The 22,972-nt window shown below is 70.5% G+C and carries 31 protein-coding genes and 1 pseudogene; 11 read left to right on the forward strand and 21 right to left on the reverse strand.

All coding sequences use genetic code 11. The features are described 5' to 3' along the window. Positions 1-19 precede the first annotated feature (19 nt). A complete protein-coding gene (locus VM306_RS21585) occupies positions 20-508 on the forward strand; it encodes a transcriptional regulator (RefSeq protein ID WP_030471611.1) in 489 nt (162 codons plus the stop codon). A gap of 106 nt (positions 509-614) precedes the next feature. Here VM306_RS21585 and VM306_RS21590 read toward each other — a convergent pair whose 3' ends face one another. Next, positions 615-1,346, reverse strand: a complete 732-nt coding sequence (locus VM306_RS21590; protein ID WP_325517868.1) for an RNA polymerase subunit sigma-70 — start codon at positions 1,344-1,346, stop codon at positions 615-617. 85 nt (positions 1,347-1,431) lie between these two features. Beyond that, entirely contained in the window at positions 1,432-2,241 is an 810-nt protein-coding gene (locus VM306_RS21595) for a sigma-70 family RNA polymerase sigma factor (protein ID WP_325517870.1), read from the reverse strand. An 88-nt stretch (positions 2,242-2,329) separates the two neighbouring features. Between VM306_RS21595 and VM306_RS21600 the strand changes: the two genes are divergently transcribed. Next, positions 2,330-3,037 (forward strand): SDR family oxidoreductase, encoded by a 708-nt coding sequence (locus VM306_RS21600; RefSeq protein WP_325517873.1) that lies wholly within the window; start codon positions 2,330-2,332, stop codon positions 3,035-3,037. 12 nt (positions 3,038-3,049) lie between these two features. Further along, entirely contained in the window at positions 3,050-3,688 is a 639-nt protein-coding gene (locus VM306_RS21605) for an HD domain-containing protein (protein WP_325517875.1), read from the forward strand. On the opposite strand, the gene VM306_RS21610 is transcribed toward VM306_RS21605, so the two are convergent. The 5 genes from VM306_RS21610 to VM306_RS21630 all read right to left on the reverse strand — a co-directional run bounded on the left by VM306_RS21610 (position 3,685) and on the right by VM306_RS21630 (position 7,064). Further along, complete coding sequence (locus VM306_RS21610) at positions 3,685-4,227, reverse strand: hypothetical protein (protein WP_325517877.1); 543 nt, start codon at positions 4,225-4,227, stop codon at positions 3,685-3,687. The genes VM306_RS21605 and VM306_RS21610 overlap by 4 nt on opposite strands. Next, on the reverse strand, positions 4,227-4,832 hold the full coding sequence (locus VM306_RS21615) for a dihydrofolate reductase family protein (protein ID WP_325517879.1): 606 nt from the start codon (positions 4,830-4,832) through the stop codon (positions 4,227-4,229). Before VM306_RS21615 ends, VM306_RS21610 begins: the two co-directional genes overlap by 1 nt. A 135-nt stretch (positions 4,833-4,967) precedes the next feature. After that, a complete protein-coding gene (nusB, locus tag VM306_RS21620; protein WP_325517881.1) occupies positions 4,968-5,387 on the reverse strand; it encodes a transcription antitermination factor NusB in 420 nt (139 codons plus the stop codon). Then, positions 5,387-5,956, reverse strand: coding sequence for an elongation factor P (gene efp / locus VM306_RS21625; protein WP_325517883.1), 570 nt, complete (start codon positions 5,954-5,956; stop codon positions 5,387-5,389). The genes nusB and efp overlap by 1 nt, the downstream gene beginning before the upstream one ends. Positions 5,957-5,987: 31 nt before the next feature. After that, the gene (locus VM306_RS21630) at positions 5,988-7,064 is read right to left on the reverse strand and encodes a Xaa-Pro peptidase family protein (protein WP_325517885.1); all 1,077 of its coding nucleotides are present in this window, start codon (positions 7,062-7,064) and stop codon (positions 5,988-5,990) included. 35 nt (positions 7,065-7,099) lie between these two features. Here VM306_RS21630 and VM306_RS21635 point away from each other — a divergent pair, with 35 nt between their 5' ends. Beyond that, on the forward strand, positions 7,100-7,504 hold the full coding sequence (locus tag VM306_RS21635; protein WP_325517887.1) for a B-4DMT family transporter: 405 nt from the start codon (positions 7,100-7,102) through the stop codon (positions 7,502-7,504). Between the two features lie 176 nt (positions 7,505-7,680). On the opposite strand, the gene VM306_RS21640 is transcribed toward VM306_RS21635, so the two are convergent. Next, entirely contained in the window at positions 7,681-8,058 is a 378-nt protein-coding gene (locus VM306_RS21640) for a VOC family protein (protein ID WP_325517888.1), read from the reverse strand. 69 nt (positions 8,059-8,127) lie between these two features. On the opposite strand from VM306_RS21640, the gene VM306_RS21645 reads away from it, so the two are divergent. Further along, positions 8,128-9,081, forward strand: coding sequence for a hypothetical protein (locus VM306_RS21645; protein WP_325517890.1), 954 nt, complete (start codon positions 8,128-8,130; stop codon positions 9,079-9,081). A 4-nt stretch (positions 9,082-9,085) separates the two neighbouring features. Here the strand turns inward: VM306_RS21645 and aroQ are convergent, their stop codons facing one another. From aroQ to VM306_RS21680, 7 genes are all read right to left on the reverse strand, one after another. Next, positions 9,086-9,514, reverse strand: a complete 429-nt coding sequence (aroQ, locus tag VM306_RS21650; RefSeq protein ID WP_325517892.1) for a type II 3-dehydroquinate dehydratase — start codon at positions 9,512-9,514, stop codon at positions 9,086-9,088. Next, on the reverse strand, positions 9,511-10,620 hold the full coding sequence (gene aroB / locus VM306_RS21655) for a 3-dehydroquinate synthase (protein WP_325517895.1): 1,110 nt from the start codon (positions 10,618-10,620) through the stop codon (positions 9,511-9,513). Before aroB ends, aroQ begins: the two co-directional genes overlap by 4 nt. Then, positions 10,617-11,123 (reverse strand): shikimate kinase, encoded by a 507-nt coding sequence (locus tag VM306_RS21660; protein ID WP_325517897.1) that lies wholly within the window; start codon positions 11,121-11,123, stop codon positions 10,617-10,619. The genes aroB and VM306_RS21660 overlap by 4 nt, the downstream gene beginning before the upstream one ends. Then, positions 11,120-12,319 (reverse strand): chorismate synthase, encoded by a 1,200-nt coding sequence (gene aroC / locus VM306_RS21665; RefSeq protein WP_325517899.1) that lies wholly within the window; start codon positions 12,317-12,319, stop codon positions 11,120-11,122. Before aroC ends, VM306_RS21660 begins: the two co-directional genes overlap by 4 nt. A 13-nt stretch (positions 12,320-12,332) precedes the next feature. Continuing rightward, a complete protein-coding gene (locus VM306_RS21670) occupies positions 12,333-12,785 on the reverse strand; it encodes a prepilin peptidase (RefSeq protein WP_325517901.1) in 453 nt (150 codons plus the stop codon). Between the two features lie 82 nt (positions 12,786-12,867). Continuing rightward, complete coding sequence (locus VM306_RS21675; protein WP_325517903.1) at positions 12,868-13,323, reverse strand: PTS glucose transporter subunit IIA; 456 nt, start codon at positions 13,321-13,323, stop codon at positions 12,868-12,870. Then, on the reverse strand, positions 13,320-13,556 hold the full coding sequence (locus tag VM306_RS21680; protein ID WP_325517905.1) for a PTS glucose/sucrose transporter subunit IIB: 237 nt from the start codon (positions 13,554-13,556) through the stop codon (positions 13,320-13,322). The genes VM306_RS21675 and VM306_RS21680 overlap by 4 nt, the downstream gene beginning before the upstream one ends. A 110-nt stretch (positions 13,557-13,666) precedes the next feature. Between VM306_RS21680 and VM306_RS21685 the strand changes: the two genes are divergently transcribed. The 3 genes from VM306_RS21685 to VM306_RS21695 are packed head-to-tail and all read left to right on the forward strand — an operon-like array spanning position 13,667 to position 16,002. Beyond that, entirely contained in the window at positions 13,667-14,422 is a 756-nt protein-coding gene (locus tag VM306_RS21685; RefSeq protein WP_325517907.1) for a GntR family transcriptional regulator, read from the forward strand. Then, entirely contained in the window at positions 14,419-15,708 is a 1,290-nt protein-coding gene (locus VM306_RS21690) for a PTS transporter subunit EIIC (RefSeq protein WP_325517909.1), read from the forward strand. Before VM306_RS21685 ends, VM306_RS21690 begins: the two co-directional genes overlap by 4 nt. A gap of 27 nt (positions 15,709-15,735) precedes the next feature. Next, a complete protein-coding gene (locus VM306_RS21695) occupies positions 15,736-16,002 on the forward strand; it encodes an HPr family phosphocarrier protein (RefSeq protein ID WP_325517928.1) in 267 nt (88 codons plus the stop codon). 219 nt (positions 16,003-16,221) lie between these two features. On the opposite strand, the pseudogene VM306_RS21700 reads toward VM306_RS21695, so the two are convergent. Then, positions 16,222-16,758: pseudogene (locus VM306_RS21700) on the reverse strand (phosphatase PAP2 family protein); the annotation flags it as partial. 57 nt (positions 16,759-16,815) lie between these two features. Here VM306_RS21700 and VM306_RS21705 point away from each other — a divergent pair. Genes VM306_RS21705 through VM306_RS21715 form a run of 3 tightly spaced genes read left to right on the forward strand, consistent with a single transcriptional unit; the run spans position 16,816 to position 19,219 of the window. Then, the gene (locus VM306_RS21705; protein WP_325517911.1) at positions 16,816-17,490 is read left to right on the forward strand and encodes a response regulator transcription factor; all 675 of its coding nucleotides are present in this window, start codon (positions 16,816-16,818) and stop codon (positions 17,488-17,490) included. Between the two features lie 32 nt (positions 17,491-17,522). Next, positions 17,523-18,833 (forward strand): HAMP domain-containing sensor histidine kinase, encoded by a 1,311-nt coding sequence (locus VM306_RS21710; RefSeq protein ID WP_325517913.1) that lies wholly within the window; start codon positions 17,523-17,525, stop codon positions 18,831-18,833. Next, the gene (locus VM306_RS21715) at positions 18,830-19,219 is read left to right on the forward strand and encodes a hypothetical protein (protein WP_325517915.1); all 390 of its coding nucleotides are present in this window, start codon (positions 18,830-18,832) and stop codon (positions 19,217-19,219) included. Before VM306_RS21710 ends, VM306_RS21715 begins: the two co-directional genes overlap by 4 nt. Here VM306_RS21715 and VM306_RS21720 read toward each other — a convergent pair. From VM306_RS21720 to VM306_RS21740, 5 genes are all read right to left on the reverse strand, one after another. Beyond that, positions 19,216-19,737, reverse strand: coding sequence for a DUF6985 domain-containing protein (locus VM306_RS21720; RefSeq protein ID WP_325517917.1), 522 nt, complete (start codon positions 19,735-19,737; stop codon positions 19,216-19,218). The genes VM306_RS21715 and VM306_RS21720 overlap by 4 nt on opposite strands. 10 nt (positions 19,738-19,747) lie before the next feature. Next, entirely contained in the window at positions 19,748-20,566 is an 819-nt protein-coding gene (locus VM306_RS21725) for a shikimate dehydrogenase (protein WP_325517919.1), read from the reverse strand. Then, a complete protein-coding gene (gene mltG / locus VM306_RS21730; protein WP_325517921.1) occupies positions 20,566-21,795 on the reverse strand; it encodes an endolytic transglycosylase MltG in 1,230 nt (409 codons plus the stop codon). Before mltG ends, VM306_RS21725 begins: the two co-directional genes overlap by 1 nt. Further along, positions 21,792-22,280 (reverse strand): Holliday junction resolvase RuvX, encoded by a 489-nt coding sequence (ruvX, locus tag VM306_RS21735; protein WP_325517923.1) that lies wholly within the window; start codon positions 22,278-22,280, stop codon positions 21,792-21,794. Before ruvX ends, mltG begins: the two co-directional genes overlap by 4 nt. Beyond that, a partial coding sequence (locus tag VM306_RS21740) for a DHHA1 domain-containing protein (protein ID WP_325517925.1) occupies positions 22,267-22,972 on the reverse strand: 706 nt, incomplete at its 5' end. The genes ruvX and VM306_RS21740, both read right to left, overlap by 14 nt.

The following is a 22,972-nucleotide window of genomic DNA, read 5'->3' on the forward strand; positions in this document are numbered from 1 at the left end:
ATGAACGGAGAACCGCCACATGGGCGACTACGCCAAGGCGCTGGGGGCCAAGCTCCGCGCTATCCGCCAGCAGCAGGGTCTGTCCCTGCACGGCGTCGAGCAGAAGTCCGGCGGTCGCTGGAAGGCCGTGGTCGTCGGCTCGTACGAGCGCGGTGACCGCGCGGTGACCGTGCAGAAGCTGGCCGAGCTGGCCGACTTCTACGGGGTTCCCGTCGCCGAGCTCCTGCCGGAGGGCCGCGTGCCCTCGGGCGCCGAGCCGGCCACCAAGATCGTGATCAACCTCGAACGGCTGCAGCAGCTGCCGGTCGAGAAGGTCGGGCCGCTGGCCCGCTACGCCGCGACCATCCAGTCGCAGCGCGGTGACTACAACGGCAAGGTGCTCTCCATCCGCACCGAGGACCTGCGTTCGCTCGCGATCATCTACGACATGACGCCGGGCGAGCTCACCGAGCAGCTCATCGACTGGGGTGTGCTGCCCCCCGAGGCGCGACCCGCGAAGGAAGACTGAGCTTCCGCGCTTTCTCCTGGAGCAGTGGCTCCCCCGACGTCCTGTCAGTCGCCCTGAGGACGTCGGGGGAGCCATTGCCGCTTTCCCGTCACAACCGCGCCGCGTCTCACCCGGTGAGCGCGAACTCCGCGGGTTGCGGCACGACGCGCCGGACGTGCTCCCGGTCCGTGATCGCGTGGATCGCCGCGATCTTCCGCTCGCGCACCGTGAACGACACCAGCGCCACCGGCTTGTCGTCGACCACCGACATCAGCCCCGCCTCGCCGCCGACCACCGCCGGCACCGTCCACGGCCCCTGCAGCAGCCTCGCCTTGGGCGCGACCATGCCCGCGCCGCGCAGCCAGACGTCCTCGGACCGCAGCGTCACGTCGGCGTCCAGCACGTCGGCCCCCGCCACGAACGCGTCCACGACGTCGCGCTGACCGTCGAGATCCACATCGGACACCGGCCGGCCCTCCACCCGCTGACGCGCCCGCGCCTCGACCTGCAGCGCGCCCAGCGGTGTCCTGCCGATCAGCGGCGCGACCTGCTCGAACGGTTCCTCGAACATGTCGTGCAGCACGTAGGCCACGCGTTCGTCCGGCGTCAGGGCGTCGAGCGCGGTCAGCACGCCCAGGCCCACCTCGTCGTTCGGGCCGGAGCTCACCACCGGGTCCGGCATCTCGAAGCCGCGCCGGGCCCGCACGCGCAGCATCGTGAGGCTGACCCGTGCGACCACGGTGCTCAGCCAGCCCGGTTCGCCGGTCTTCTCGATCTTGCGGCGTGCCTCGCGCACGGCGTCCGCGGCCTCGGTGAAACGGCCGAGCATGCGGTAGGCGAGCTGGTTCTCCTGATCCACGTGGTGGTCCCCCTCCGTCCGAGCGCCTACTTGGTACAGACACTCGGCGGCCCGGAGTCGTGACCAGCGACCGCAGTGGTGATGCTCACGGAATAAGCGCGGCCAGCTGCTCCCTGTCCTGGATCACGTGGATCGCGGCGATCCGTCCATCCCGGACGGTGAACGACATCGCCGAGAACAGCACGCCATCGACCCGGCTCACGAAGCCCGCCTCTCCCCCGATGACCGCGAAACGCACCTCCGCCGTCGACGCGAACCTGCGGAACAGGTTGGCGCGCCCGGCGACGGCCCGGCCTCCGATGACCTCGAGCGCACCCGCGCGCAGCACGACGTCGGGGTGCAGCACCGACACCAGCCCCTCCAGGTCGCCTTCCTGGGAGGCCTTGAGGAACGCCCGCACCACCTCCCGCTGCTTCGGCAGGTCGACGTTCGGCGCCGGTCGGTCCTGCACGCGTTTGCGCGCACGGGACGCGAGCTGCCGGGCCGCGGCGGGCGTCTTGTCGATCAACGGCGCGATGTCGTCGAACGGCACCGCGAACATGTCGTGCAGCACGAACGCGAGCCGTTCGTCGGGCTTCAGCGTGTCGAGCACGATCAGCATCGCGAGCCCGACCTCGTCGGACGCGACGGCCCGCTGCTCGGGCTCCTCGGCGGTGTCGATCACCGGGTCCGGCATCTCGAAGGCGTGCTCACGCCGGTCGCGCAGCATGTTCAGGCACACGCGGGCGACGACGGTGGTCAGCCACGCCGCCGGGTTCTCGACCTCGCTCGTGTCGGCGCGGTCGGTGCGCAGCCAGGCCTCCTGCAGCGCGTCGTCCGCCTCGGCGAACGACCCGAGCATGCGGTGGGCGACGGCGCGCAACCGCGTGCGCTCCTGTTCGAACTGCGCGATCAAAGCTTCCCCCTGTGACCTGACCCACACGCTGTCACGTTCTCCGGCGCCGCCGGGTCGACCGGGCAACGACTCAACCAGGAGGGTAATCATGAGGATCATCGTCACGGGCGGCACCGGAACACTCGGCAAGCACGTCGTCGCGCTGCTGCGCGAGACCGGCGCCGAGGTCACGACCCTGAGCAGGCACGGCGACATCGCGTGCGACCTGCTGGCCGGCGACGTCCCGCGGATCGACGCCGACGTCGTCGTGCACCTCGCCGGTGGCCAGAAGGGCGACGACGTGGCGACCAGGAACCTGCTCGCGGCCTGCGGGGACGTCCGGCACCTCGTGTTCGTCTCGGTGATCGGCGCCGACACCGTCCCGCTGGCGTGGCTGCGGACCAAGCTCGCCTGTGAGGAGGCGATCGCCGCGTCGGGCATCCCGTTCACGGTCCTGCGCGCGGCCCAGTTCCACGACCTGACGCTGACGGTGGTCCGGGGTCTCGCGAAGCTCCCGGTCGTGCCGGTGCCGGGGATGCGGCTGCAGCCGGTCGACGTCCGCGACGTGGCGCTCAGGCTGGTCGAGCTGGCTCTCGGTCAGCCCGCCGGGCGCGTCGCGGACCTCGCGGGGCCTGCCGACTACGACATGAGGGAGCTGGTCCGGGACTACCTGACGACCACGGGCAAGCGCCGCCTCACGGTGGGGCTGCGGCTTCCGGGCAAGGCGGGGAAGGCCTACCGGGCCGGTCGCAACCTGACGCCGGACGGCGTGCGCGGCACCCGCACGTGGGAGGAGTTCCTTGCCGCCGGCCGGTAAGGTGCTGACAACGTGACCACCTCCGACGCGGGACTCCTCGCCGACTCGAACCCGCTGCCCTCCGTTCTGGACTCCCGGCTGCGCGACCACCTCACGTTCCTGATCGAGGTCGACAAGCTGAAGACGGTGCTGCGCCAGTCGCCTCTCGCCGCGGCGGACCGGCGTGAGAACGACGCGGAGCACTCGTGGCACCTCGCGCTCATGGTGATGACCCTCGCCGAGTACGCCGACGAACCGATCGACGTCGGCCACACCATGAAGCTCGTCGTCGTCCACGACCTCGTCGAGATCTACGCGGGTGACACGCCGCTCTACGACACCGAGGCGGGCGTGACCCAGCAGGAACGTGAGGAAGCGGCCGCGGACAGGCTGTTCGGGCTCCTACCGGCGGACTCGGGTCGTGAGATGCGGGCGCTGTTCGACGAGTTCGAGGCGAGGAAGACGCCGGAAGCGCGGTTCGCCAAGGCGATGGACCGGCTCCAGCCGTTGCTGCTCAACTGGATGGCCAAGGGCGGCACCTGGCGCACTCCTGGCGTCACGGCGAACGACGTGCGTACGCGCAAGGCGGTTATCGGCGATGCATCGACGCCGTTGTGGGACGCGGCTCAGCGCATCATCGACGAAGGCGAACGGCGCGGCTGGGCACGTTAAGACGTGTGCCAGCCGCCGACGAACCACCGCACGTCACCGGTTTCCGGGTCGTACCCGCGGCGTTCGATGGTGCCGATGTCGGCTCCGTAGACGTGGATGCCGATGGTCGGTTCGTCGGACTCGGCCATCACGGCGTGCACGTCGTCGTCGGTCGTGCAGCACACGGTGACCTCGCCACGCCGGAAGACCTGCTCGCCGAGCGGCGTGAGCGGGCCGGGACCGGTGGGTTTGGCGTACCGGAGCTCACGTTCGGCGCCTGAGTAGATGCCGACGACACCCCACGTCTCGTGTCCGTGCACGGGCGTGCGTTGTCCTGGGGCCCACACGACGACTGCCAACGACCAGCTGCCGTCGGGCGCGATGTGGAGCGGGTAGTTGACGTGGTGGTCGGGCGACGGGCGGGTGAGCCCGGTGGGGAGCCGGTAGCCGCTGTCCAGCAGGGACCGCACCTGGTCCGCGACGAGCTTCGTGATCTCGTGCTGGTCGTCGGTGCTGCCGACGACGGGCGTCACCTCGTCGATGAACTGCCGCAGCCCCATCACCGCACCACCCGGTAGGTCACGTGCGTGAACCCTTTGCCGGACCTGGACTCCAGCTGTTCCAGCTTCAGGCCGGGAACGCCGTCGAACAGGCGCGTGCCGGCGCCGAGCGTGACCGGCACGATGCGCAGCCGCAGCTCGTCTATCAGGCCCGCGGCCAGGTACTGGTTGACGGTCGTCGCGCCGCCGTGGATGGAGATGGCGCCGTCGCCGGGCACCCCGGTCGCGAGCTCGAACGCCGCTCCGATGCCGTCGGTGACGAAGTGGAACGTCGTGCCGCCCTCCATCGGCTGCGGGTCGCGCGGGTGGTGGGTGAGCACGAAGACAGGGCCGTGGTAGGGCGGGTTGTCGCCCCACCAGCCGTTCCACGGGCGGTCCCAGTCGCCGCGGACCGGGCCGAACATGTTGCGGCCCATGATGAACGCCCTGGTCTCGGCGAGCCGGTCCAGCTGGTGGCGCTGCTCGGCCGGGTCGTCGTACCAGGAGTGCAGCGTGCTGCCCCAGCCGTCGCCGCCGTCGTCGCCGAACGGGCGGTCCTCGGCCTGGTTGTGCCCGGCCGCGTAGCCGTCGAGGGAGATCGAGAGATCGCAGGTCACCTTGGTCATGCGTCCAGCCTGGGGCAGCCGGGACATGACGTCCAATGCCAAAAGGCCGAGGAACTCATCAACGTCGTTGATGAGTTCTGACACGAAAACGGCCGCCCCTCCCGTCCGGGAAGAGCAGCCGTCGGCGAAGAGGAACTACAGGACAGCGCGCAGCTGGTCCGCGATCACCGCGATCCGGCCGAGCACGCCGTTGACGAACCGCGGCGAGTCGTCCGTGGACAGGCCCTTGGCGAGCTCCACGGCCTCGTCGATGGCCACGGCGTCCGGAACGTCGGCCGCCCACAGCAGCTCGTACAGGCCGAGGCGCAGGATCGCGCGGTCGACCGCCGGCATGCGCTGCAGCGTCCAGCCCTCGGCGTGCTCCGAGATGAGGTCGTCGATGCGCGGGCGGTGCGCGTTGACTCCCTCGACCAGGGAGACGGTGTAGTCGTTCACCGGCGGGACGTCCGGCGAACCGACTCGTTCGGCCAGCAGCGTCACCGGGTCCGTGCCCAGCAGGTCGGCTTCGTAGAGGAAGTCGACCGCGCGCTTGCGGGCCTTGCTCCGAGCACCCATCAGGACTTGTCGCTGATCCGGCCGAGGTAGCGACCGTCGCGGGTGTCGACCTTGATCTTCTCGCCGGTCGTCACGAACAGCGGGACCTGGATCTCGGCGCCGGTCTCCAGCGTCGCGGGCTTGGTGCCGCCGGTGGAGCGGTCGCCCTGCAGGCCGGGGTCGGTGTGCTGGATCACGAGCTCGACCGAGGTCGGGAGCTCGACGAACAGCGGGACGCCCTCGTGCGTGGCGACCATCGCCTCCTGGTTCTCCAGCATGTAGTTGGCGGCGTCACCGACGGTCTCGGCCGGAACCGGGATCTGGTCGTAGGTGTCACCGTCCATGAAGATGAAGTCGGTGCCTTCCTTGTACAGGTAGGTCATGCCGCGCTTGTCCACGGTGGCGGTCTCGACCTTGGTGCCCGCGTTGAAGGTCTTGTCGACGACCTTCCCGGTCAGCACGTGCTTGAGGGTCGTGCGCACGAAGGCGCCACCCTTGCCGGGCTTGACGTGCTGGAACGCGGTGACGGTCCACAGCTGGCCGTCGAGGTTCAGCACCAGGCCGTTCTTCAGGTCGTTCGTGGTGGCCACGGTGGGATTTCTCCTGTGTAGGACGGGGATGTCAGACGACCACGAGTTCCTTCGTGGTCAGGGTGAGGAGCTCCGGCCCGCTCTCGCGGACCACGAGGGTGTCCTCGATGCGGACCCCGCCCCGCCCCGACAAGTAGACGCCGGGCTCGACGGTGACCGCCATACCGGCCGAAAGTGTACCGTCACCCGCCTTCGACAACGCCGGTGCCTCGTGGATCTCCAGGCCGACCCCGTGACCGAGGCCGTGCAGGAACTCCTTCCCGTGCCCGGCCTTCTCGATCACCTCGCGCGACGCGTGGTCGACGGCGCTGACCGCCACGCCCGGCTTCAGGGCGGCGCGCCCGGCCGCCTGCGAGCGCGCGACCAGGTCGTACAGGTCGCGCTGCCAGTCGGCGGGCTTGCCGAGGACGAGCGTGCGCGTCATGTCCGAGTGGTAGCCGTCGACGAGCGCGCCGAAGTCGAGCTTGATGAAGTCGCCCGCGTGCAGCGTCGCGTCGGTCGGCGAGTGGTGCGGCACCGCCGAGTTCGCGCCGAACGCCACGATCGACGAGAACGACGGCCCCTCCGCGCCGTGGTCGAGCATGCGGCTCTCCAGCTCGCGCGCGACCTCGCGCTCGGTCCGGCCCGCCCGCAGGCCGCCGTGCCCGATCAACGCCGCCAGCGCCCGGTCCGCCGCCGCGCACGCCATCCGCAGCGCCTCGATCTCGACCTCGTCCTTGACCAGCCGCAACGTCTCGACCAGACCGCCGGCCCTGGTGAGCTCGGCCTTCTCCGCGGCCTGCCCGAGGTTCTCCATGCCGTCGACCGTGACGTGGTGGCTCTCGAACCCGAGCCGGCCCGCGGCCCGCTTCGCGAGCGCGACGTCGCACGGCCGGTCGATGAGCCGCTCCAGGTCCGGCACCTGCCTCGCCGACTGCGTGAGGTAGCGACCGTCCGTGCAGAACACCGACGCGGCGTCGTCCCGCACGTCGATCAGCACGGCGGCGTTCGACCCGGTGAACCCGGTGAGGTACCGGACGTTCAGGAGGTTCGTGACGAGCAACGCGTCGAGGTTCGCGGCCTGGAGCTTTTGGCGCAGTGCGGTCCGGCGTGCGGCGTAGGACGACATGTCCCGCAGCGTACGGCCAGTCCTAAGCTGTCCGCATGCGTCCTTGGTTCGTCCGTGCGTTGTGGATGGGGCTGCTGCACGGGGCCGTGCAGACCGGCGTGTCCGCTGTCGCCGTCCGCAGCCCCGAGGCGAGCTCGGTCCGCCCGATCGCCGTGGCCCTGCTGGTCGCCGCGGCCGTGATCTGGGGCGCGGTCGACGCGGCGCGCGACCTGGAGGGGCGCGGCATGCAGTGGTTCATCGCCGCGCTGATCGCCGGGCCGTTCGCCGGGGCGCTGGGCGTGATCGGGTCCTCGCTGCTGGTGGACCAGACCGGGCAGGAGGCGCTGTGGGTGGCGCTGACGGGCGGGGCGGCGTTCACGGCGCTGCTGGTGCTGGCCTCTGCGGGGCTCGGGATGCTGCTGGGCGGGTTCCTGGCACAGAAGGCCAGTCCGCCGAGCTGACCGTGAGCAGGCTGATCGTGAGCAGGTAGCGCGCCGACGTGCCGAACGAGCCGGACTCCCCTGGACCAGCGGCTCGTGCTCGCCCGGCGGCAACGACGGAATCCAGGTCCGAAGCCCGCATCTCCGCACCTGCACACGCCCTCGCGCAGTCTCGTACGAGCGGCGTCCTCGCACGCTCAGGCGGCTACCAGCTCGACTTCGAAGCCGTCCTCGTTCTCCAGGAACGCGGCGTAGTGATCCGGTCCCCCCGCGTGCGGGTGGCTGTCGGCGAACATGAGCCGCCAGCCGTGGTGCCGGGCGGCCTCGGTGAGGCGGTCGACCTCGGCACGGGTGCCCGCGTGGAGGGCCAGGTGGTTCAGGCCCGCTTTCATCCGATCATGTGGACCGGTCATCGCCGGGGACTGCTCGACCACCACGTAGGTGTCGCCGCGCTTCCAGCTCACGCCGACGTCCCAGCGCTGGAACCCGGTCCAGCCGAGCTCCGTGAACAGCCAGCCGAACGTGGCCTCCGCCCTCGCCAGATCCGGCACCCATAGCTCGATGTGGTGAATCATCCCACCGTCTCCCGAGGTGTCCGCTGTCCGGCAGTTGATCGGGCCCGGCGCCGTGCCGAAGCCGTCTGCATGGGCAATGACATCTCCGGCGAGGTCCGCGACAGGGGCACGGTGGTCCAGGTCCACCAGGTGCACGGCGACATCCTGCTCCACAAAGGGGCACCGCGCCGCGGGTGGATCACCTCGACAAGGGTCCGTCTGGTGGCACAGGCAATCATGGCGGCGTTGCTGGTCTGCGGGGAGCAGTACGCGTTGAGCGTCTCGGCCGACACCACGGTTCCGGCGGGCGAGAACGTCCGCCCGTTCGGGATCGACGAGGACGTGATCGCCCGGCTCGTCGCGGACAAGCTGAACATGTGCGTGGAGGAGGCCGTGCCGGTTCCGGTGAACTGCCCGCAGCGCCACACCGCACCGATCAGGGGCACCGTCGCGTGGGGATTGGCCGGCGATCCCCGGGACGGGATGCGGATCGTCTGGCACGACGGCAGGGTCATCGCGAGCGGCTCGGCGATCATGACGCTGTGGTACCACGGCGGTGACGACTTCGAGGTCATCCCAGTCCGCTTCACCACCAACGTGCGGTGGCGCGGGCAGGAAACCTCCGTCGAGGACGTGGGACCGATCATCAGCGGTGGTCCCGGTGCGCTGGAGCACGGGCGTGGGCTCGAACCCACGCGTGAGGTGATCAGAGAGGCGATCCGCTTCAAGTTCACCGAGTGCATGATCGAGGAAGTCTCGCCGATGGACGGGCGCTGCCCGCACGCGACGGGCGCGCCCTTCCACCGCAACGTCCGGTGGAACCTGCACGGCGACCCGGCCGGCAACCTGGACATCGCGACAGACCAGGAGTTCGGCCTCGTACGCGTCACCGCCGGTTACTCGATGACCGCGTTCTTCCGCGACGACGGGATTCACGACGGCCCGCTGCCGCAGTTCTCCCTGCTGAGCGGGACCTACGTGGCTACCCTGGTTCCGACCCGCAACGGCGGCGCGGTGGTGCTGAACCTCGCGCACCAGCCGTGAGCGGCTACTTCCTGAGCGACAGCCAGCGCAGTGCGAGCAGGTAGCCCTCGACGCCCAGGCCCACGATCACGCCGTTCGCGACCGCCGAGATGACGCTGTGGTGCCGGAACTCCTCGCGCTGGTGGATGTTCGAGATGTGCACCTCGACCAGGGGCGCGGTGAGCTGCGAGCAGGCGTCGCGGACGGCGATCGAGTAGTGCGTCCAGGCGGCGCCGTTCAGGACGACCGGGGTCGACGCGTCAGCGGCCTCGTGCAGCCACTCGACCATCTCGCCCTCGTGGTTGGTCTGGCGGACCTCGACCTCGAAGCCGAGCTCGCGGCCCTCGGCCTCGCACATCTCGACGAGGTCGGCGTGGGTGGTGCTGCCGTAGACGAGCGGTTCGCGGGTGCCGAGGCGGTTCAGGTTGGGGCCGTTCAGGACGAGGACCTTCACAGCATGACCTTCCCCGTGCCGGAGGTGGGCTCGGCGGCGACCGCGGAGTACGCGGCGGCGATCAGGGACGGGTCGGGGCCCTCCAGGCGGCCCGGCTTCGCGAGGCCGTCGAGGACCACGAAGCGCAGCACGCCCGCCTTGTTCTTCTTGTCGACCTTCATGCCTTCCAGCAGCTGCGGGAGGGCGTCCGGGTCGTAGGAGGTCGGCAGGCCGAGCAGCTGCAGGACGGACCTGTGGCGGTCGGCGGTCTCGTCGTCGAGGCGGCCGGCCAGGCGGGCCAGCTCGGCGGCGAAGACCAGGCCCACGCTGATGGCGGCGCCGTGGCGCCAGCGGTAGCGCTCGCGGCGTTCGATGGCGTGGCCCAGGGTGTGGCCGTAGTTCAGGATCTCGCGCAGGGACGACTCGCGCAGGTCGCTCGTGACGACGTCGGCCTTGATCTGGATCTTGCGGCGGACCAGGTCGGCCAGCACCTCGCCGGTCGGGTCCAGCGCGGCCTGGGGGTCGGCCTCGATCAGGTCGAGGATGACCGGGTCGGCGATGAAGCCGCCCTTCACGATCTCGGCCATGCCGGCGACGAGCTCGTTGCGCGGCAGCGTCTCCAGCGTCGCGAGGTCGACGAAGATGACGTCCGGCTCGTAGAACGTGCCGACGAGGTTCTTGCCCGCGTCGGTGTTGATGCCGGTCTTCCCGCCGACCGCGGCGTCGACCATGCCGAGCAGCGTCGTGGGGATGTTCACCAGGCGCACGCCGCGCATCCACGTGGACGCGACGAAGCCCGCCAGGTCGGTGACCGCGCCACCGCCCAGGCCGACGACGACGTCGGTGCGCGACAGGCCGATCTTGCCGAGCACGTCCCAGCAGAAACCGGCGACCGCGAGGTCCTTGCCGTCCTCCGCGTCGGGGACCTCGACGCGGTGCGCGTCCGCCCCGGCGGCCTTCAGCTCGTCGACCAGCACCCCGGCGGTCGCGGCGAGCGTCGGCTGGTGGACGATCGCGATCTTGGCGGTGCCCTTGAGGAACTCGACGATGTCGCCGAGCAGGCCGCGGCCGACCACCACGTCGTAGGGCTTCTCCGCGGCGACCCGGATGCGCACGGGCTCGGTCACTGTTCTGCTCCCTTGATCACCGCGTCGGTCACCTGTTCCGGATCGAGGGCGTCGGTGAGCACCTCGATCGTCGCGACCTCGCGGTACAGCGGCAGGCGCGCGTCCAGCAGCGCCTTGAACGTGGCGCGCGGGTTGAGGCCGGACAGCAGCGGCCGCGCGGACGACATCCCGGTGCGGCGCACCCCCTCGGCCATGCCCACGTTCAGGAACACCACGGTGTGCCCGCGGAGGCGTTCGCGGGTCGTCGCCGACAGCACCGCTCCCCCGCCCAGCGCCAGCACGCCCTCGTGCTCGACGAGCGCCTTGGCGACGGCTTCCTCTTCCAGGGCACGGAAAACGGCCTCGCCGTCGTCGGTGAAGATGTCCGAGATCGGCTTGCCCACGAGCGCGACGACGTCCGCGTCGACGTCGCGGAACGGCAGGCCGAGCCGGGCCGCCAGCAGCTCGCTGACGGTGGTCTTGCCCGCGCCGGGCGGGCCGACCACGACGTAGCGGGGGCTCACATGCCCTCCCAGCGGGCTTCCAGGGCCTTGAGGTACGCGTGGGCGTTGCGGCGCGTCTCGTCGAGCGAGTCGCCGCCGAACTTCTCCAGCGCGGCCTCGGCCAGCACCAGCGCCACCACGGACTCCAGCACGACACCGGCGCGCGGCACGGCGCACACGTCGGAGCGCTGGTGGATCGCGACGGCGGCCTCGCCGGTGCGGACGTCCACGGTGGACAGTGCGCGCGGGACGGTCGAGATGGGCTTCATCGCGACGCGCGCCCGCAGGATCTCGCCGTTGGTGATGCCGCCCTCGAGACCGCCGGCGCGGTTCGAGCGGCGCGTCACGCCGACCGGGCCGCTGCCGCGGTCGATCTCGTCGTGCGCCTGCGAACCCCAGCGCTGGGCGGAGGTGAAGCCGTCGCCGATCTCCACGCCCTTCATGGCCTGCACGCCCATCAGGGCTGCGGCCAGGCGCGCGTCGAGGCGGCGGTCCCAGTGCACGTGGGAGCCGAGGCCCGGCGGCAACCCGTAGGCGAGCACCTCGATGACGCCGCCGACCGTGTCACCGGCCTCCTTCACGGCCTCGACCTCGGCGACCATGGCCTCGGTGCCGCGCGGGTCGAAGCACCGCGTCGGCGACTCGTCGATCGCGGCCAGGTCGTCCGGCGTGGGCAGCGCCGCGTCCTGCGGCGTCACGGCCTTGCCGATGGACACCACGTGGCTGAGGATCTGCACGCCCAGCAGCTGCTGCAGGAACTGCCGGGCGACCGTGCCGAGCGCCGTGCGGGCCGCGGTCTCCCTGGCGGACGCGCGCTCCAGCACCGGGCGGGCCTCGTCGAAGCCGTACTTCTGCATGCCGGGCAGGTCGGCGTGACCGGGACGCGGCCGCGTCAGCGCCTCGTTGCGGCCCGTCGGCTTGAGCAGGCTCGGGTCGACCGGGTCCGGCGACATGACCGTCTGCCACTTGGGCCACTCGGTGTTGCCGATGGTGACGGCGATGGGGCCGCCCTGCGTCTTGCCGTGGCGCACACCGCCGAGGATCTCGACGTCGTCCTGCTCGAAGCCCATCCGGGGCGAGCGACCGAACCCGAGCCTGCGGCGCCCGAGCTGGGCGACGAGGTCGTCGGTGGTCACCTCGACACCGGCGGGCATGCCCTCCAGGACGGCGACGAGGGCGGGGCCGTGTGACTCTCCAGCGGTGATCCAGCGCAGCACGTTCACAATCCTTTCACAGCGTCGTCAACGCCCAGGTGGCGGCCAGCAGGCCCGGACCGTGGGGAACGCCGCGCGTGCGTCTGAGCGCCGCGACGACGAGCGTGACCGCGCTGGACAGGATCGCCGCAGGTAGGAGCGATGACAGCGCGAGAGGCGCGCCGAGCCCGAACGCGAGCTTCACGTCGCCGCCGCCCATGAGTGCCGGGCGGAGGCGCCGGACCGCGAGATGAGCGCCGCCGAAGACCACCGCTCCGAGCACGGCGGCTCCCAGCCTGTGGAACTCGAGGAGCAGCAGGGCGGCGGCCAGCGGGAGGGTGAGCGCGTCCGGCAGCCGGTGGTGCCGCAGGTCGACCATCGCGAGCACGAGGCCGAACCACGCCAGCAGGTACGACGAGGGCGGCGCGTCGAGGACGGAGGCGACCGTCCACAGCGACCCCAGGGAGAACGCGAGCAGGACCGTGGTCATGGCACCACGGTCCTGCCCGGTGTGACATCAGCCCAAATCCGGGCCTGTCGTGAACGGTCCGTTCACGACAGGCCCCGGGAGCTCAGCGAGACCAGTCGAACAGCGCGTCGTTCGCCGCCACGTCCACGTCCAGCGCCAGGTCGCCCAGCACGTCCGCCGACGCGTCGAGCGCGATCACCGGGCAGATCGGCGCGAACCCGGCCGCCTCGACCTCGGCCGGGTCCCACGTCACGATCCGCTGCCCGGCCCTGACCTCTTCGCCCTTGACCACGTGCAGCTCGAAGCCCTCGCCCTTGCGCTTCACGGTGTCGATGCCCAGGTGGACCAGCACCGCGGCGCCCTCACCGGAGGCGACCACGAACGCGTGCGGGTGCAGCGTCACGATCGTGCCGTCGAGCGGCGAGACCACGTCGGACTTCGACCGGACGGGCTCGACCGCGACACCGGGGCCGACCATCGCCTGCGAGAAGACCGGGTCCGGCACTTCCGAGAGCGCGACCACGCGACCGGTGACGGGGCTGCCCACGCGGACGCTCACAGGAGGTCCTCGATGTCGGAGGCGATGGTGTCCGCCTCGGGACCGACGACGACCTGGACGACGTTGCCGGAACGCATGACTCCGTGTGCCCCCAACGCCTTCAGCGCCTTCTCATCGACGACGGAACCGTCCTCGAGCTCGCACCTCAGGCGGGTGATGCAGGGCTCGATCTCGACGATGTTGTCGGCGCCACCCAGGGCGGCGATGATCTTCTGCGCCTTCTCGTCAGCCACGTTCGTACCTCTCGTTCCCGTAACAGCGGTTGACACCCGCTCAGTGCGCGGAGCATTCTCCCGCACCAACTGGTCTAGACCGGAAAGTACCACTGCGAGGAGGTGAGCGAATGCACGAGATCGTGGAGGGGCCCAAGCCGAAGCACGCGCAGCTGCGCGAGATCCTGCGCCGGCTCGCTGAGCAGGACCTCGCACCCGGCTCGCCGATCCCGTCCGAGCGCGACCTCGCGGAGCGGTACGGAGTCTCGCGCATCACCGTGCGGGCCGCAGTCGGCCAACTGGTCGCAGAAGGCCTGCTCATGCGGGCCAAGGGGCGTGGGACGTTCACCGCACAGCGGCGCTACGACCTGCAGCACCTCCTGGCCTCGTTCACCACGGACATGAAGGCCAGGGGGATCGAGCCGAGCACCGAGGTGATCAGCGCGGGCCAGGCGGTCCCCGGTTCGAAGGCCTCGCTGGGACTCGAACCCGACGAGTACGCCTATCGCGTCGTGCGACTGCGCAAGGCCGATGGCGCCCCGTTGGCGCTCGAGACCGGCTGGTACAGCCCGCACCTGCTGCCCGAGCTCGACCGGTGCGACCTCTCCGGGTCGCTCTACGAGCTGTTCGCGGCCAAGTACGGGATCCAGCTCGACCACGCGCGGCAGACCGTGTGGGCCGAGACCGCCGACGCGGACACCGCGAAGGCGCTCGACGTCCGCAAGGGCAGCCCATTGCTCGTGTTCAGGAGGGTCGCCAGCTCCGAGGGCAGGCCCTGCGAAGACGTGACTTCCTGGTACCGGGGCGATCTTTACCAGGTGACCATGCAACTGGACCGGACCGTCCCGGGTTCCGGCCACAACTCCGCCAAGGGAGGAACCCGATGAGCACGGACGCCGCAACCGGTGGTCGTGAGATCAAGGGCCTCGCCACGTTGCAACGCTTCGGTCGCAGCCTCATGCTGCCGATCGCCGTGCTGCCCGCGGCAGGTCTTCTGCTCCGCTTCGGTCAGGACGACCTGCTGGGCAAGGACGGTCTCGGCTGGAACGAGGTCGCCGCGGTGATCGGTGCCGCGGGCGACGCGCTGTTCAGCAACCTCGCCCTGCTGTTCGCGGTCGGCATCGCCGTCGGGTTCGCCCGGCGCGGTGACGGCTCCACCGCCCTCGCCGGCGTCGTCGGCTACGTCGTGCTGACGAGCGTCTTCAAGGCGATGTCGCCGCTGGTACTCGACCAGCCGACGGACCCGGCGGCCAAGCCCGAGGTGATCAACTACGGGGTCCTCGGCGGTATCGTCGTCGGCATCCTGACCGCCTTGCTGTGGCAGAAGTACCACCGCATCAAGCTGCCCCCGTACCTGGCGTTCTTCGGTGGCCGCCGCTTCGTCCCGATCATCGTCGCCGCCGTCATGACGATCATCGGCGTCCTGCTCGGCCTGGTCTACCCGTGGTTCGACGCGGGCCTGACCGCCATCGGTGAGTGGGTCACGGGCAGCACGATCATCGGCGCGTTCATCTACGGCGTCGTCAACCGCCTGCTGATCCCGCTCGGCCTGCACCACATCGTCAACAACGTCGTGTGGTTCCAGTTCGGCGACTACAACGACAAGACCGGTGACATCCCGCGCTTCCTCGCGGGCGACCCGACGGCCGGAACGTTCCAGACCGGCTTCTTCCCGATCCTGATGTTCGCACTGCCGGCCGCCGCTCTCGCGATCGTGCACACCGCGAAGCCGAGCCAGCGCAAGATCATCGGCGGCATCATGGGCTCCGCCGCGCTCACCGCGTTCATCACCGGTGTGACGGAGCCGCTCGAGTTCGCGTTCATGTTCGTCGCGTGGCCGCTGTACCTGATCCACGCGGTGCTGACCGGTACGTCGCTGGCGATCTCGAACGCCCTGGGCGCCCACGACGGCTTCTCGTTCTCGGCCGGTGCGATCGACTTCGTGCTGAACTGGAACATCGCGCAGAAGCCGTGGCTGCTCATCATCCTCGGCCTGATCTACGCGGTGGTGTACTACTTCCTGTTCCGCTTCGTCATCACCAAGTGGAACCTGAAGACCCCCGGTCGCGAGGACGACGAGTCGCCAGAGGCGGACGAGAGCATCGTCGGCGGCGGCCGGGACGAGGCAGCCACCACGCGGACCGACGTCCGCGAGCCGAGGACCGACAAGTAAGCACGAGCTCTACCGGGAGGAATCATCATGGCCGAGCGACGGGTCACCGTGGCCAGCAAGGTCGGACTGCACGCCCGGCCTGCCGCCTTGCTGGCGAAGGCCGCCGCCGACCAGCCGGTGACGGTCACCATCCGCAAGGACGACGGCGAAGCCGTGGAAGCGGCGAGTGTTCTGGGTCTCATGACCCTCGGCGCCATGCACGGTGACGAGGTGGTGCTCAGCGCCGACGGGGACGGAGCGGACGCCGCTCTGGAGGCCATCGCCGAGCTGATCGCCACCGACCACGACGCCTGAGTCGTGCCCCGGTCGTGGGCGGTTCCTGTCCTTCGCGACGCTGTCATCCCGATGGGCAAGGCCGCTCACGACCACCCCGAAGTGCAGGACGACCCCGGCGGTCACCACGCCCGAGAGCATCGACGGCGTGGTGCCGGGGTACGTCACCACCAGCCAGACACCGCAGGCCGCGAGCGCGGGCGGCACGACCAGTCCCGCGGTCCACCTGCGCAGCACCAGGAACGCGAGCGCCGAGACCAGCAGTGCCGCGCCGAGCGTGTCGCTGAACCGGTGCCAGCCCAGCGACACCGTCTCCGCCGCCACCGCTCCCGCGCCGATCGCTCCCGGCACCGCCACGAGCAGCGCGAACCGCCGCGGCACCGCCATCGTCACCGCGACCACCGACGCCACCGCGGCCGTCGTGTGCCCGCTCGGGAAGCTGTTGTGCACGAGCACCGCGTCGTCGTCGAGCGGCGGCCGCACCAGCACGTAGAGCTTCAGGACCTGCGCGAGCAGCACCGAACCTCCGAGCACGAGCAACGGCGCCAACGACTTCCTGTGCGCGAACAGCACCACGAGGACAGCGGCGAAGAGAATCGCCATGTCCACGTTGGACGCCCACGACCGTTGCAGCGAGAGCTCGGGCAACGCGGCGTTCTCCGCCTTCTGCCCGAACGACGTCCACACCAGCGCGAAGTACGTGAAGAGGAATCCCAGCAAGCTTCCGGCCATGCGATCGAGGTTCCGCGCGCCGCTCAACGGGAGCGTCCACGCCATGTCATGGTTCGGCTACAGATCCGGCACAGGCGCTGTGACCACCCGATAATGGATCTCGTGGCGATGGTCTTGCTGGTCGAGGACGACCCTTCGGTGCGTGAAGGACTCGGGTTGGCGCTGCGCCGCCAGGGACACGACGTCCGGGCCGCGGGAACAGGCGAGGAAGGCGTCGACAGGCTGCGCGAGTCCCGTCCCGACATCGTCGTCCTCGACATCATGCTGCCCGGCATCGACGGCTTCGAGACGTGCCGCAGGATGCGCATGCAGGCCGAGGTGCCGATCATCATGCTGACCGCGCGCGGCGACGACTTCGACGTGGTCGCGGGCCTGGAGGCGGGCGCGGACGACTACGTGGTCAAGCCCGTCGAGCCGCGCGTGCTGGAGGCCCGCATCCGCGCCGTGCTGAGGCGGACCGTCTCCGAGCCCTCGAACGTCGAACGCCACGGCACGCTGCTGATCGACCGCGCGGGCCTGCAGGTGCTGAAGAACGACGTGAAGGTCGCGCTGACGCCCACCGAGCTGAAGCTGCTGCTCGAACTGTCCCGCACCCCCGGCCGCGTGCTGACCCGCCAGCAGATCCTCGAGGCCGTCTGGGAGCACGACTACCTGGGCGACTCCCGCCTCGTCGACGCGTGCGTCCAGCGGCTGCGCGCCAAGATCGAGGACGTGCCCTCCGAACCCCGCTACGTCCACACCGTCCGCGGCTTCGGGTACCGCTTCGGGCCGCGATGAGGTCGTTGTTCCGCGGCCTGAAACCCAGGCTGATGGCCGCTTTCCTGCTCCTGACCCTCCTGGGCGCCATGGCGGCGGCCGGCGCCTCCTACGCGACCGCCCGCACGTTGCTGCTGGAGGACGCCCAGGACGGTTTCATGAACCCGCTGGTCGACGACGTCCGCGAGTACGCGCCCCGGCTGACCGTCCCGCCCGCGCAGCAGGACCTCGACGATTTCGCGTCGTTACTGCGAGGCAAGGGAGTCGTGCTCTACGAGGGCCTGCGGTCGCCCGGCGGCCCCGACCCGGCGTTCATCCCGGAGGAGATGCGCACGGCGCTCAAGACCAGCGCGACGGTCCTCTGGCAGCGCCGCACCGACATGGCAGAGCCGTACGTCGTCGTCGGCATCCCCCTGCTGCGTCCCGACGGCACCCGGACCGGCGTCGAGGTGTGGGCCGCGACGGGCCTGGGCAGCACGCAGAGCGCCATCAACAGCTTCTCGACCGCCGCCTGGGTGGGCGTCAGCCTGGTCCTGCCCCTCGCACTCGGCCTCGCCCTGTTCACCGCACGCGGCGTGCTGCGCCCCGTCCGCAGTCTCGGTGCCGCCGCTCGCGCCCTGGGCTCGGGCCGGCTCGACACCCGCGTGGACGAACGCGGCTCCGACGAGCTGTCCGATCTAGCCCGCACGTTCAACCGCGCCGCGGAGCAGCTGGAGGCCTCCCAGGCCACGTCCCGCCGGTTCGTCGCCGACGTGTCGCACGAGCTGCGCACCCCGCTGACCGCGATGAACGCCGTGACGGCCGTCCTGGACGAGGACGCCGACACGCTGCCTCCCGACACGGCCGTCGCGGCACGCCTGGTGTCGGCCGAGACCCGCAAGCTCACCCGCCTGGTCAACGACCTGATGGAGATCTCCCGCTTCGACGAGGGCCGCAACCTGCTCGAGCTCGACGACTGGGACATCGGCACGGCCGTGCGCGACACCCTGGCCGCCCGCGGCTGGACCACGTCGGTCGACGCGGTGCTGCCGGAGGGCGTCGTCGGCAGAGTGGACCGGCGCCGCCTGGACGTGATCGTGGCCAACCTCGTCGGCAACGCGCTCAAGCACGGCGGCGCCCCGGTCCGCGTCGAGGTTCGGCCGGGCGTCATCGAGGTGTCCGACCACGGCCCCGGCATCTCCGCCGAGGCCCTCCCCCACCTCTTCGACCGCTTCTACAAGGCAGACATGGCCCGCTCCCGTTCCGAGGGCAGCGGGCTGGGATTGGCGATCGCATGGGAGAACGCACGCCTGCACGGCGGCACCATCGAGGCGGCCAACGCGCCGTCGGGCGGAGCGGTCTTCACCTTGCGCTTGCCCTGGTGACCCTCGCGGCCTGCGGCGTGCGCCCGACCCCGGTCCTGACCGGCGGCGAGGCCCCCACCGTCTCGTCGCACGAGCTGACCGTCTACCTGGTGTCCGCCGACGGCACCGACCTGGTCCGCCGCACCAGGAACTACTCCGGCGCCGTCGACACGGCCACCGCCATCAACCTCCTCGTCGCCGGGCCGACCGAGGAGGAGCGCAAGCTCGGCCTGGTGACCGAGGTGCCCGCCTCGTCGTCGCGGGTCCACGCGATCTCCAACGTCATCGTGCTGCCCGAGGACATGCTGAAGCTGTCGAAGATGGCTCAGCTCCAGCTCTACTGCACGGCCGTCGCGAGCCGGGCGAAGGTGGAGGGCGTGCCGACCACGGGCATCAAGTGCCCTTAACGGACGTAGACCACGTCTTCCAGCTCGGGCCGCCCATACGCCGACGCGTTGGTGAGATGACCGTCGTACGGACCGACTCTTGTCACGCGCGCGCCTTCGCGGAGCACGAGTTGCAGCCCGTGCTCCTCTTCCCAAGCGCACTCGCACTCGACGGAGACGTAGACCGGCGTGCCCTCGCCGTTGCGCTGCACGGTCACCTCGTGCCGGTCGAACGTGACGTGGTCCCAGACCTCCTCGGGGCCCGCGATGCGGGGGAAGTCGTCGAGTCCCTCGCCGAAGGCCTCCAGCATCTCCTGGTAGTAGGCGAAGGCCGCGGGTGCCGCCGCGGTGAGCGCCGAGACGTCCAGGGAGAGGAAGGTCCGGATGGCGGCGTGGAAGTCCTCCGGCGCGTCGTCGTCCTCGTACCCCTCCAGGGAGAACGGCACGGACGCGCCGCCGAACAGCGGCACGGGAACAGGAGCGCTGACCAGCGTCTCGTAGTCGCTCTCGGTCACAGGACCCAGCCCGGGAATCTCCACCCGGCCCATTCTAGGAACGCAGTGCGAGCTCCGCTGCCAGGGCCTCGCGCATGACGTCCTGCGGCGCCGGCATCCCGGTGAACTGCTCCACCTGGCCGAAAGCCTGGTGCAGCAACATGTCCAGCCCGGTCGCGAGCCGCGCGCCGGTCACCTGCACCGCGGCCGCCACCGGGGTGGGCCACGGGTGGTAGATCACGTCCAGCACGTACGGCGCCCGCGCCAGCGCGGAGGCCAGCGGCACCGTCGCCTCGGCCGGCACCGTCGACACCAGGACGTCCGAGGCCCCGGCGAGAACCGCGAGGTCCACGGAGGACAGGTCCAGCACCTCGACCGACACCCCGACCCGTGAGGCGGTCTCCAGGGCCTCACCGGCGCGCGCAGGATCCCGCACCACCAGGGAGACCAGCTTCACGCCCAGCTCGGCGAACGCGGCCAGCGCCGCCGTCGCCGTCCCTCCGGCGCCGAGCACCACGCCGTTCGACCCGCCGGAGAAACCCTTCTCCCGCAACGCTCCCACGACACCGTCCACATCGGTGCAGTCGGCGTGCCAGCCGGACTCGCCGCGCACCAACGTGTTCGCGGCGCCCACGGCCGACGCCCGCTCCGTCACCGACGACGCGACCGCCAGAGCCGCGCGCTTCGTCGGCATCGTGCAGGACAGACCTGCCCACTCCGGTCCCAGTGAGGAGACCAGGGCGGGTACGCCGGCCTCGGAGCACTCCAGGCGGGTGTACTCCCAGTCGAGACCCAGCGCGGCGTACGCGGCGTTGTGCAGCACGGGAGACAGGGAGTGCCCGACCGGCGAACCGATCACCGCGGCCTTGCGCACTAGTAGACGCCGTCCCTCTGGGCCTTCTGGTCGTTCGCGTTGTGCTCCTCGAACGTGTTCGCGAAACACGACGTGCCGTTCGTCTGGCACTTCACGAAGTACAGGATCTCGCCGCCCTCGGGCTTGAGCGCCGCTTCGATCGCCTTCTGCGAGGGCGAGCCGATCGGCGTCGGCGGCAGGCCCCGCTCGATGTAGGTGTTGTACGGGCCGGCCGAGGCGCGGTTCTCGTCCGAGGTGCGGATGTGCGGCTGGTTCAGCTTGTAGTTGATGGTCGAGTCGAACTGCAACGGCATGGGCTTCTTCATGCGGTTGTAGATGACCTGGGAGACCTTGCTGAAGTCCGGCTCGATGGCTTCCTTCTCGATGAGGGACGCCATGACGAGGATCTCGTACGGGCGGAAGCCCGTGTTCACCGTGCCGCCGGGGATGCCGACGCCCTGCAGCTTCTGGGCGGAGGAGACGATCACGCTGCGGATCAGCTCGACGGCGGAGACGCCCGGCTTGACCTGGTAGACGCCGCGCATGATCAGGCCTTCGAGCCGGAACTGGGGCTCGGCCTTCTTCACGTCGGCCAGCGCCCAGTCGGGGACGCCGAGGGCGACCGGGTCGGTCTGCTCGGCGGCGGCCTTGATCTCCTCGACGGACAGGCACTTCTTCTGGCCGTCCTTCTCCGTGCAGCTCGCGACGGCGAGCTGGGAGTAGATGCCGGGGACGGTCTTGCCGTTGGCCTGGATGTCGGTGAGCTTCAGGCCGCCGACGATCTGGACGGCAGGGACGCGCGTCTTCGGTTCGATCATGCGGGCGACGGCTTCCTGACCCGACATCTTCGTCTTCATCAGGTAGAAGCCCGGCTGGATCGACGTCACGCGGGCGTCGGTCTTGCTGGCCTCGATGAAAGCGCGCGCGGAGGCGATGACGCCGTTGTCGTACAGGGTCGACGCGATCTGGCTGACCACGTCGCCGTCCTGGACCTCGACGATGGCGTCGGCCTCACCGCCGCCGGCGTAGTCCTCGAAGGAGCCGATCCCGCGCAGCTCCTTGTAGCCGTAGTAGGCGCCGCCCATGCCGACGGCGAGCACCATCGCCACGACGAGCCACAGGATCGTCTTCTTGCGCTTCTTCGCCTTCGCACGGGCGTCGTCGCGCTCGCGACCGCGGCCGCGGTCGCGGTTGAGGGGACGTCGTTCGTCCACGTCGGGGTCGGTGAACAACCCGAGATCGTCGCTCACAACTCGTCCTTTCGGGCGGCCACGAACCGTGCCCGTGCGTCCAGCCAAGACTGCAAGATCTCCACAGCGGCGGCCTGGTCGACCACGGCACGCTGCTTCTTGCCCTTCACACCGCGTTGCGCCAGCACACGGCTCACCACGACCGTCGTCAGCCGTTCGTCGGTGAGCCGGACCGGCACGGGTGCGACCCGTGCGGCCAGCGCGGCAGCGTACGCGGTCGCCGCTTCCGCCGCCGGGCCGTGCCGGTTCGCCAGTGTCCTGGGCAGACCGACCACGACCTCGACGACGTCATGCTCGGCCACGAGACGTACGAGCTCGGTGAGGTCCGAGCCGCGCTTCTCGTCACGCTGCAGGGTAACCAGCGGAGTCGCCAGAAAAGCACCTGGATCGCTGAGAGAAATTCCCACGCGAACCGATCCGACGTCGACGCCGAGCCTCCTTCCGAGGCCCGGGTCGTCGACTCCAGGCGCATCAGCGCTGTTCAAGCACCTTGTCCAGTTCGTTCGTGAGGGCCGTGATGGCCTCGGGAACGCCACCGGGGTTCGTGCCGCCGCCCTGGGCCAGGTCCGGCTTGCCGCCGCCGCGACCGCCGACGGCCGGGGCGAAGGCGGGCACCAGCTTGCCGGCGGCCAGCCCCAGGTCCCGGGCGGCGGAGGTGGTGGCGACGACGAAACTCACCTTGTCGCCGTCCGGGGCGACCAGGCCGACCACGCCGGGCCGCTCGCCCAGCCGGTTGCGCACCTCGGTGGCGATGGTCCGCACGTCGGCGCCCGAGGTGCCCTCCGGCAGCACGACGCCGACGAACGACACCCCGCGCACGTCCAGCGCCTGGTCGGCCAGCGACCCGGCACCGGCCACGAGCTGGGCGGCCTTGACCCGCTCCAGTTCCTTCTCGGCCACCCGCAGCCGCTCGACCAGGGCCTCGACCCGGCCGGGCACCTCGGCATCGGGGACCTTCAGCAGGGCGGCCACGTTCTGCACCAGGGCCCGCTCGCGGGCGAGGTACTGGAACGCCTCGATGCCGACGTAAGCCTCCAGCCGGCGCACACCGGAGCCGACCGACGACTCGCCGATGACGGTGATCGGGCCGATCTGCGACGAGTGCTCGACGTGCGTGCCACCGCACAGCTCGCGCGACCACGGGCCGCCGATCTCGACCACGCGCACGGTCTCGTCG

This window comes from Lentzea sp. (assembly GCF_035525475.1).
GTDB lineage: Bacteria > Actinomycetota > Actinomycetes > Mycobacteriales > Pseudonocardiaceae > Lentzea.

What these genes read in the sequence shown, in the direction of transcription:
- VM306_RS21645 (WP_325517890.1), top strand. Translation starts at nt 8,128, where the DNA reads ATGGGCAATGACATCTCCGGCGAGGTCCGCGACAGGGGCACGGTGGTC.
- VM306_RS21615 (WP_325517879.1), bottom strand. Translation starts at nt 4,832, where the DNA reads ATGACCAAGGTGACCTGCGATCTCTCGATCTCCCTCGACGGCTACGCG.
- VM306_RS21690 (WP_325517909.1), top strand. Translation starts at nt 14,419, where the DNA reads ATGAGCACGGACGCCGCAACCGGTGGTCGTGAGATCAAGGGCCTCGCC.
- VM306_RS21610 (WP_325517877.1), bottom strand. Translation starts at nt 4,227, where the DNA reads ATGGGGCTGCGGCAGTTCATCGACGAGGTGACGCCCGTCGTCGGCAGC.
- nusB (WP_325517881.1), bottom strand. Translation starts at nt 5,387, where the DNA reads ATGGGTGCTCGGAGCAAGGCCCGCAAGCGCGCGGTCGACTTCCTCTAC.
- VM306_RS21635 (WP_325517887.1), top strand. Translation starts at nt 7,100, where the DNA reads ATGCGTCCTTGGTTCGTCCGTGCGTTGTGGATGGGGCTGCTGCACGGG.
- VM306_RS21710 (WP_325517913.1), top strand. Translation starts at nt 17,523, where the DNA reads ATGGCCGCTTTCCTGCTCCTGACCCTCCTGGGCGCCATGGCGGCGGCC.
- VM306_RS21695 (WP_325517928.1), top strand. Translation starts at nt 15,736, where the DNA reads ATGGCCGAGCGACGGGTCACCGTGGCCAGCAAGGTCGGACTGCACGCC.
- VM306_RS21670 (WP_325517901.1), bottom strand. Translation starts at nt 12,785, where the DNA reads ATGACCACGGTCCTGCTCGCGTTCTCCCTGGGGTCGCTGTGGACGGTC.
- VM306_RS21600 (WP_325517873.1), top strand. Translation starts at nt 2,330, where the DNA reads ATGAGGATCATCGTCACGGGCGGCACCGGAACACTCGGCAAGCACGTC.
- VM306_RS21640 (WP_325517888.1), bottom strand. Translation starts at nt 8,058, where the DNA reads ATGATTCACCACATCGAGCTATGGGTGCCGGATCTGGCGAGGGCGGAG.
- VM306_RS21630 (WP_325517885.1), bottom strand. Translation starts at nt 7,064, where the DNA reads ATGTCGTCCTACGCCGCACGCCGGACCGCACTGCGCCAAAAGCTCCAG.
- VM306_RS21685 (WP_325517907.1), top strand. Translation starts at nt 13,667, where the DNA reads ATGCACGAGATCGTGGAGGGGCCCAAGCCGAAGCACGCGCAGCTGCGC.
- VM306_RS21585 (WP_030471611.1), top strand. Translation starts at nt 20, where the DNA reads ATGGGCGACTACGCCAAGGCGCTGGGGGCCAAGCTCCGCGCTATCCGC.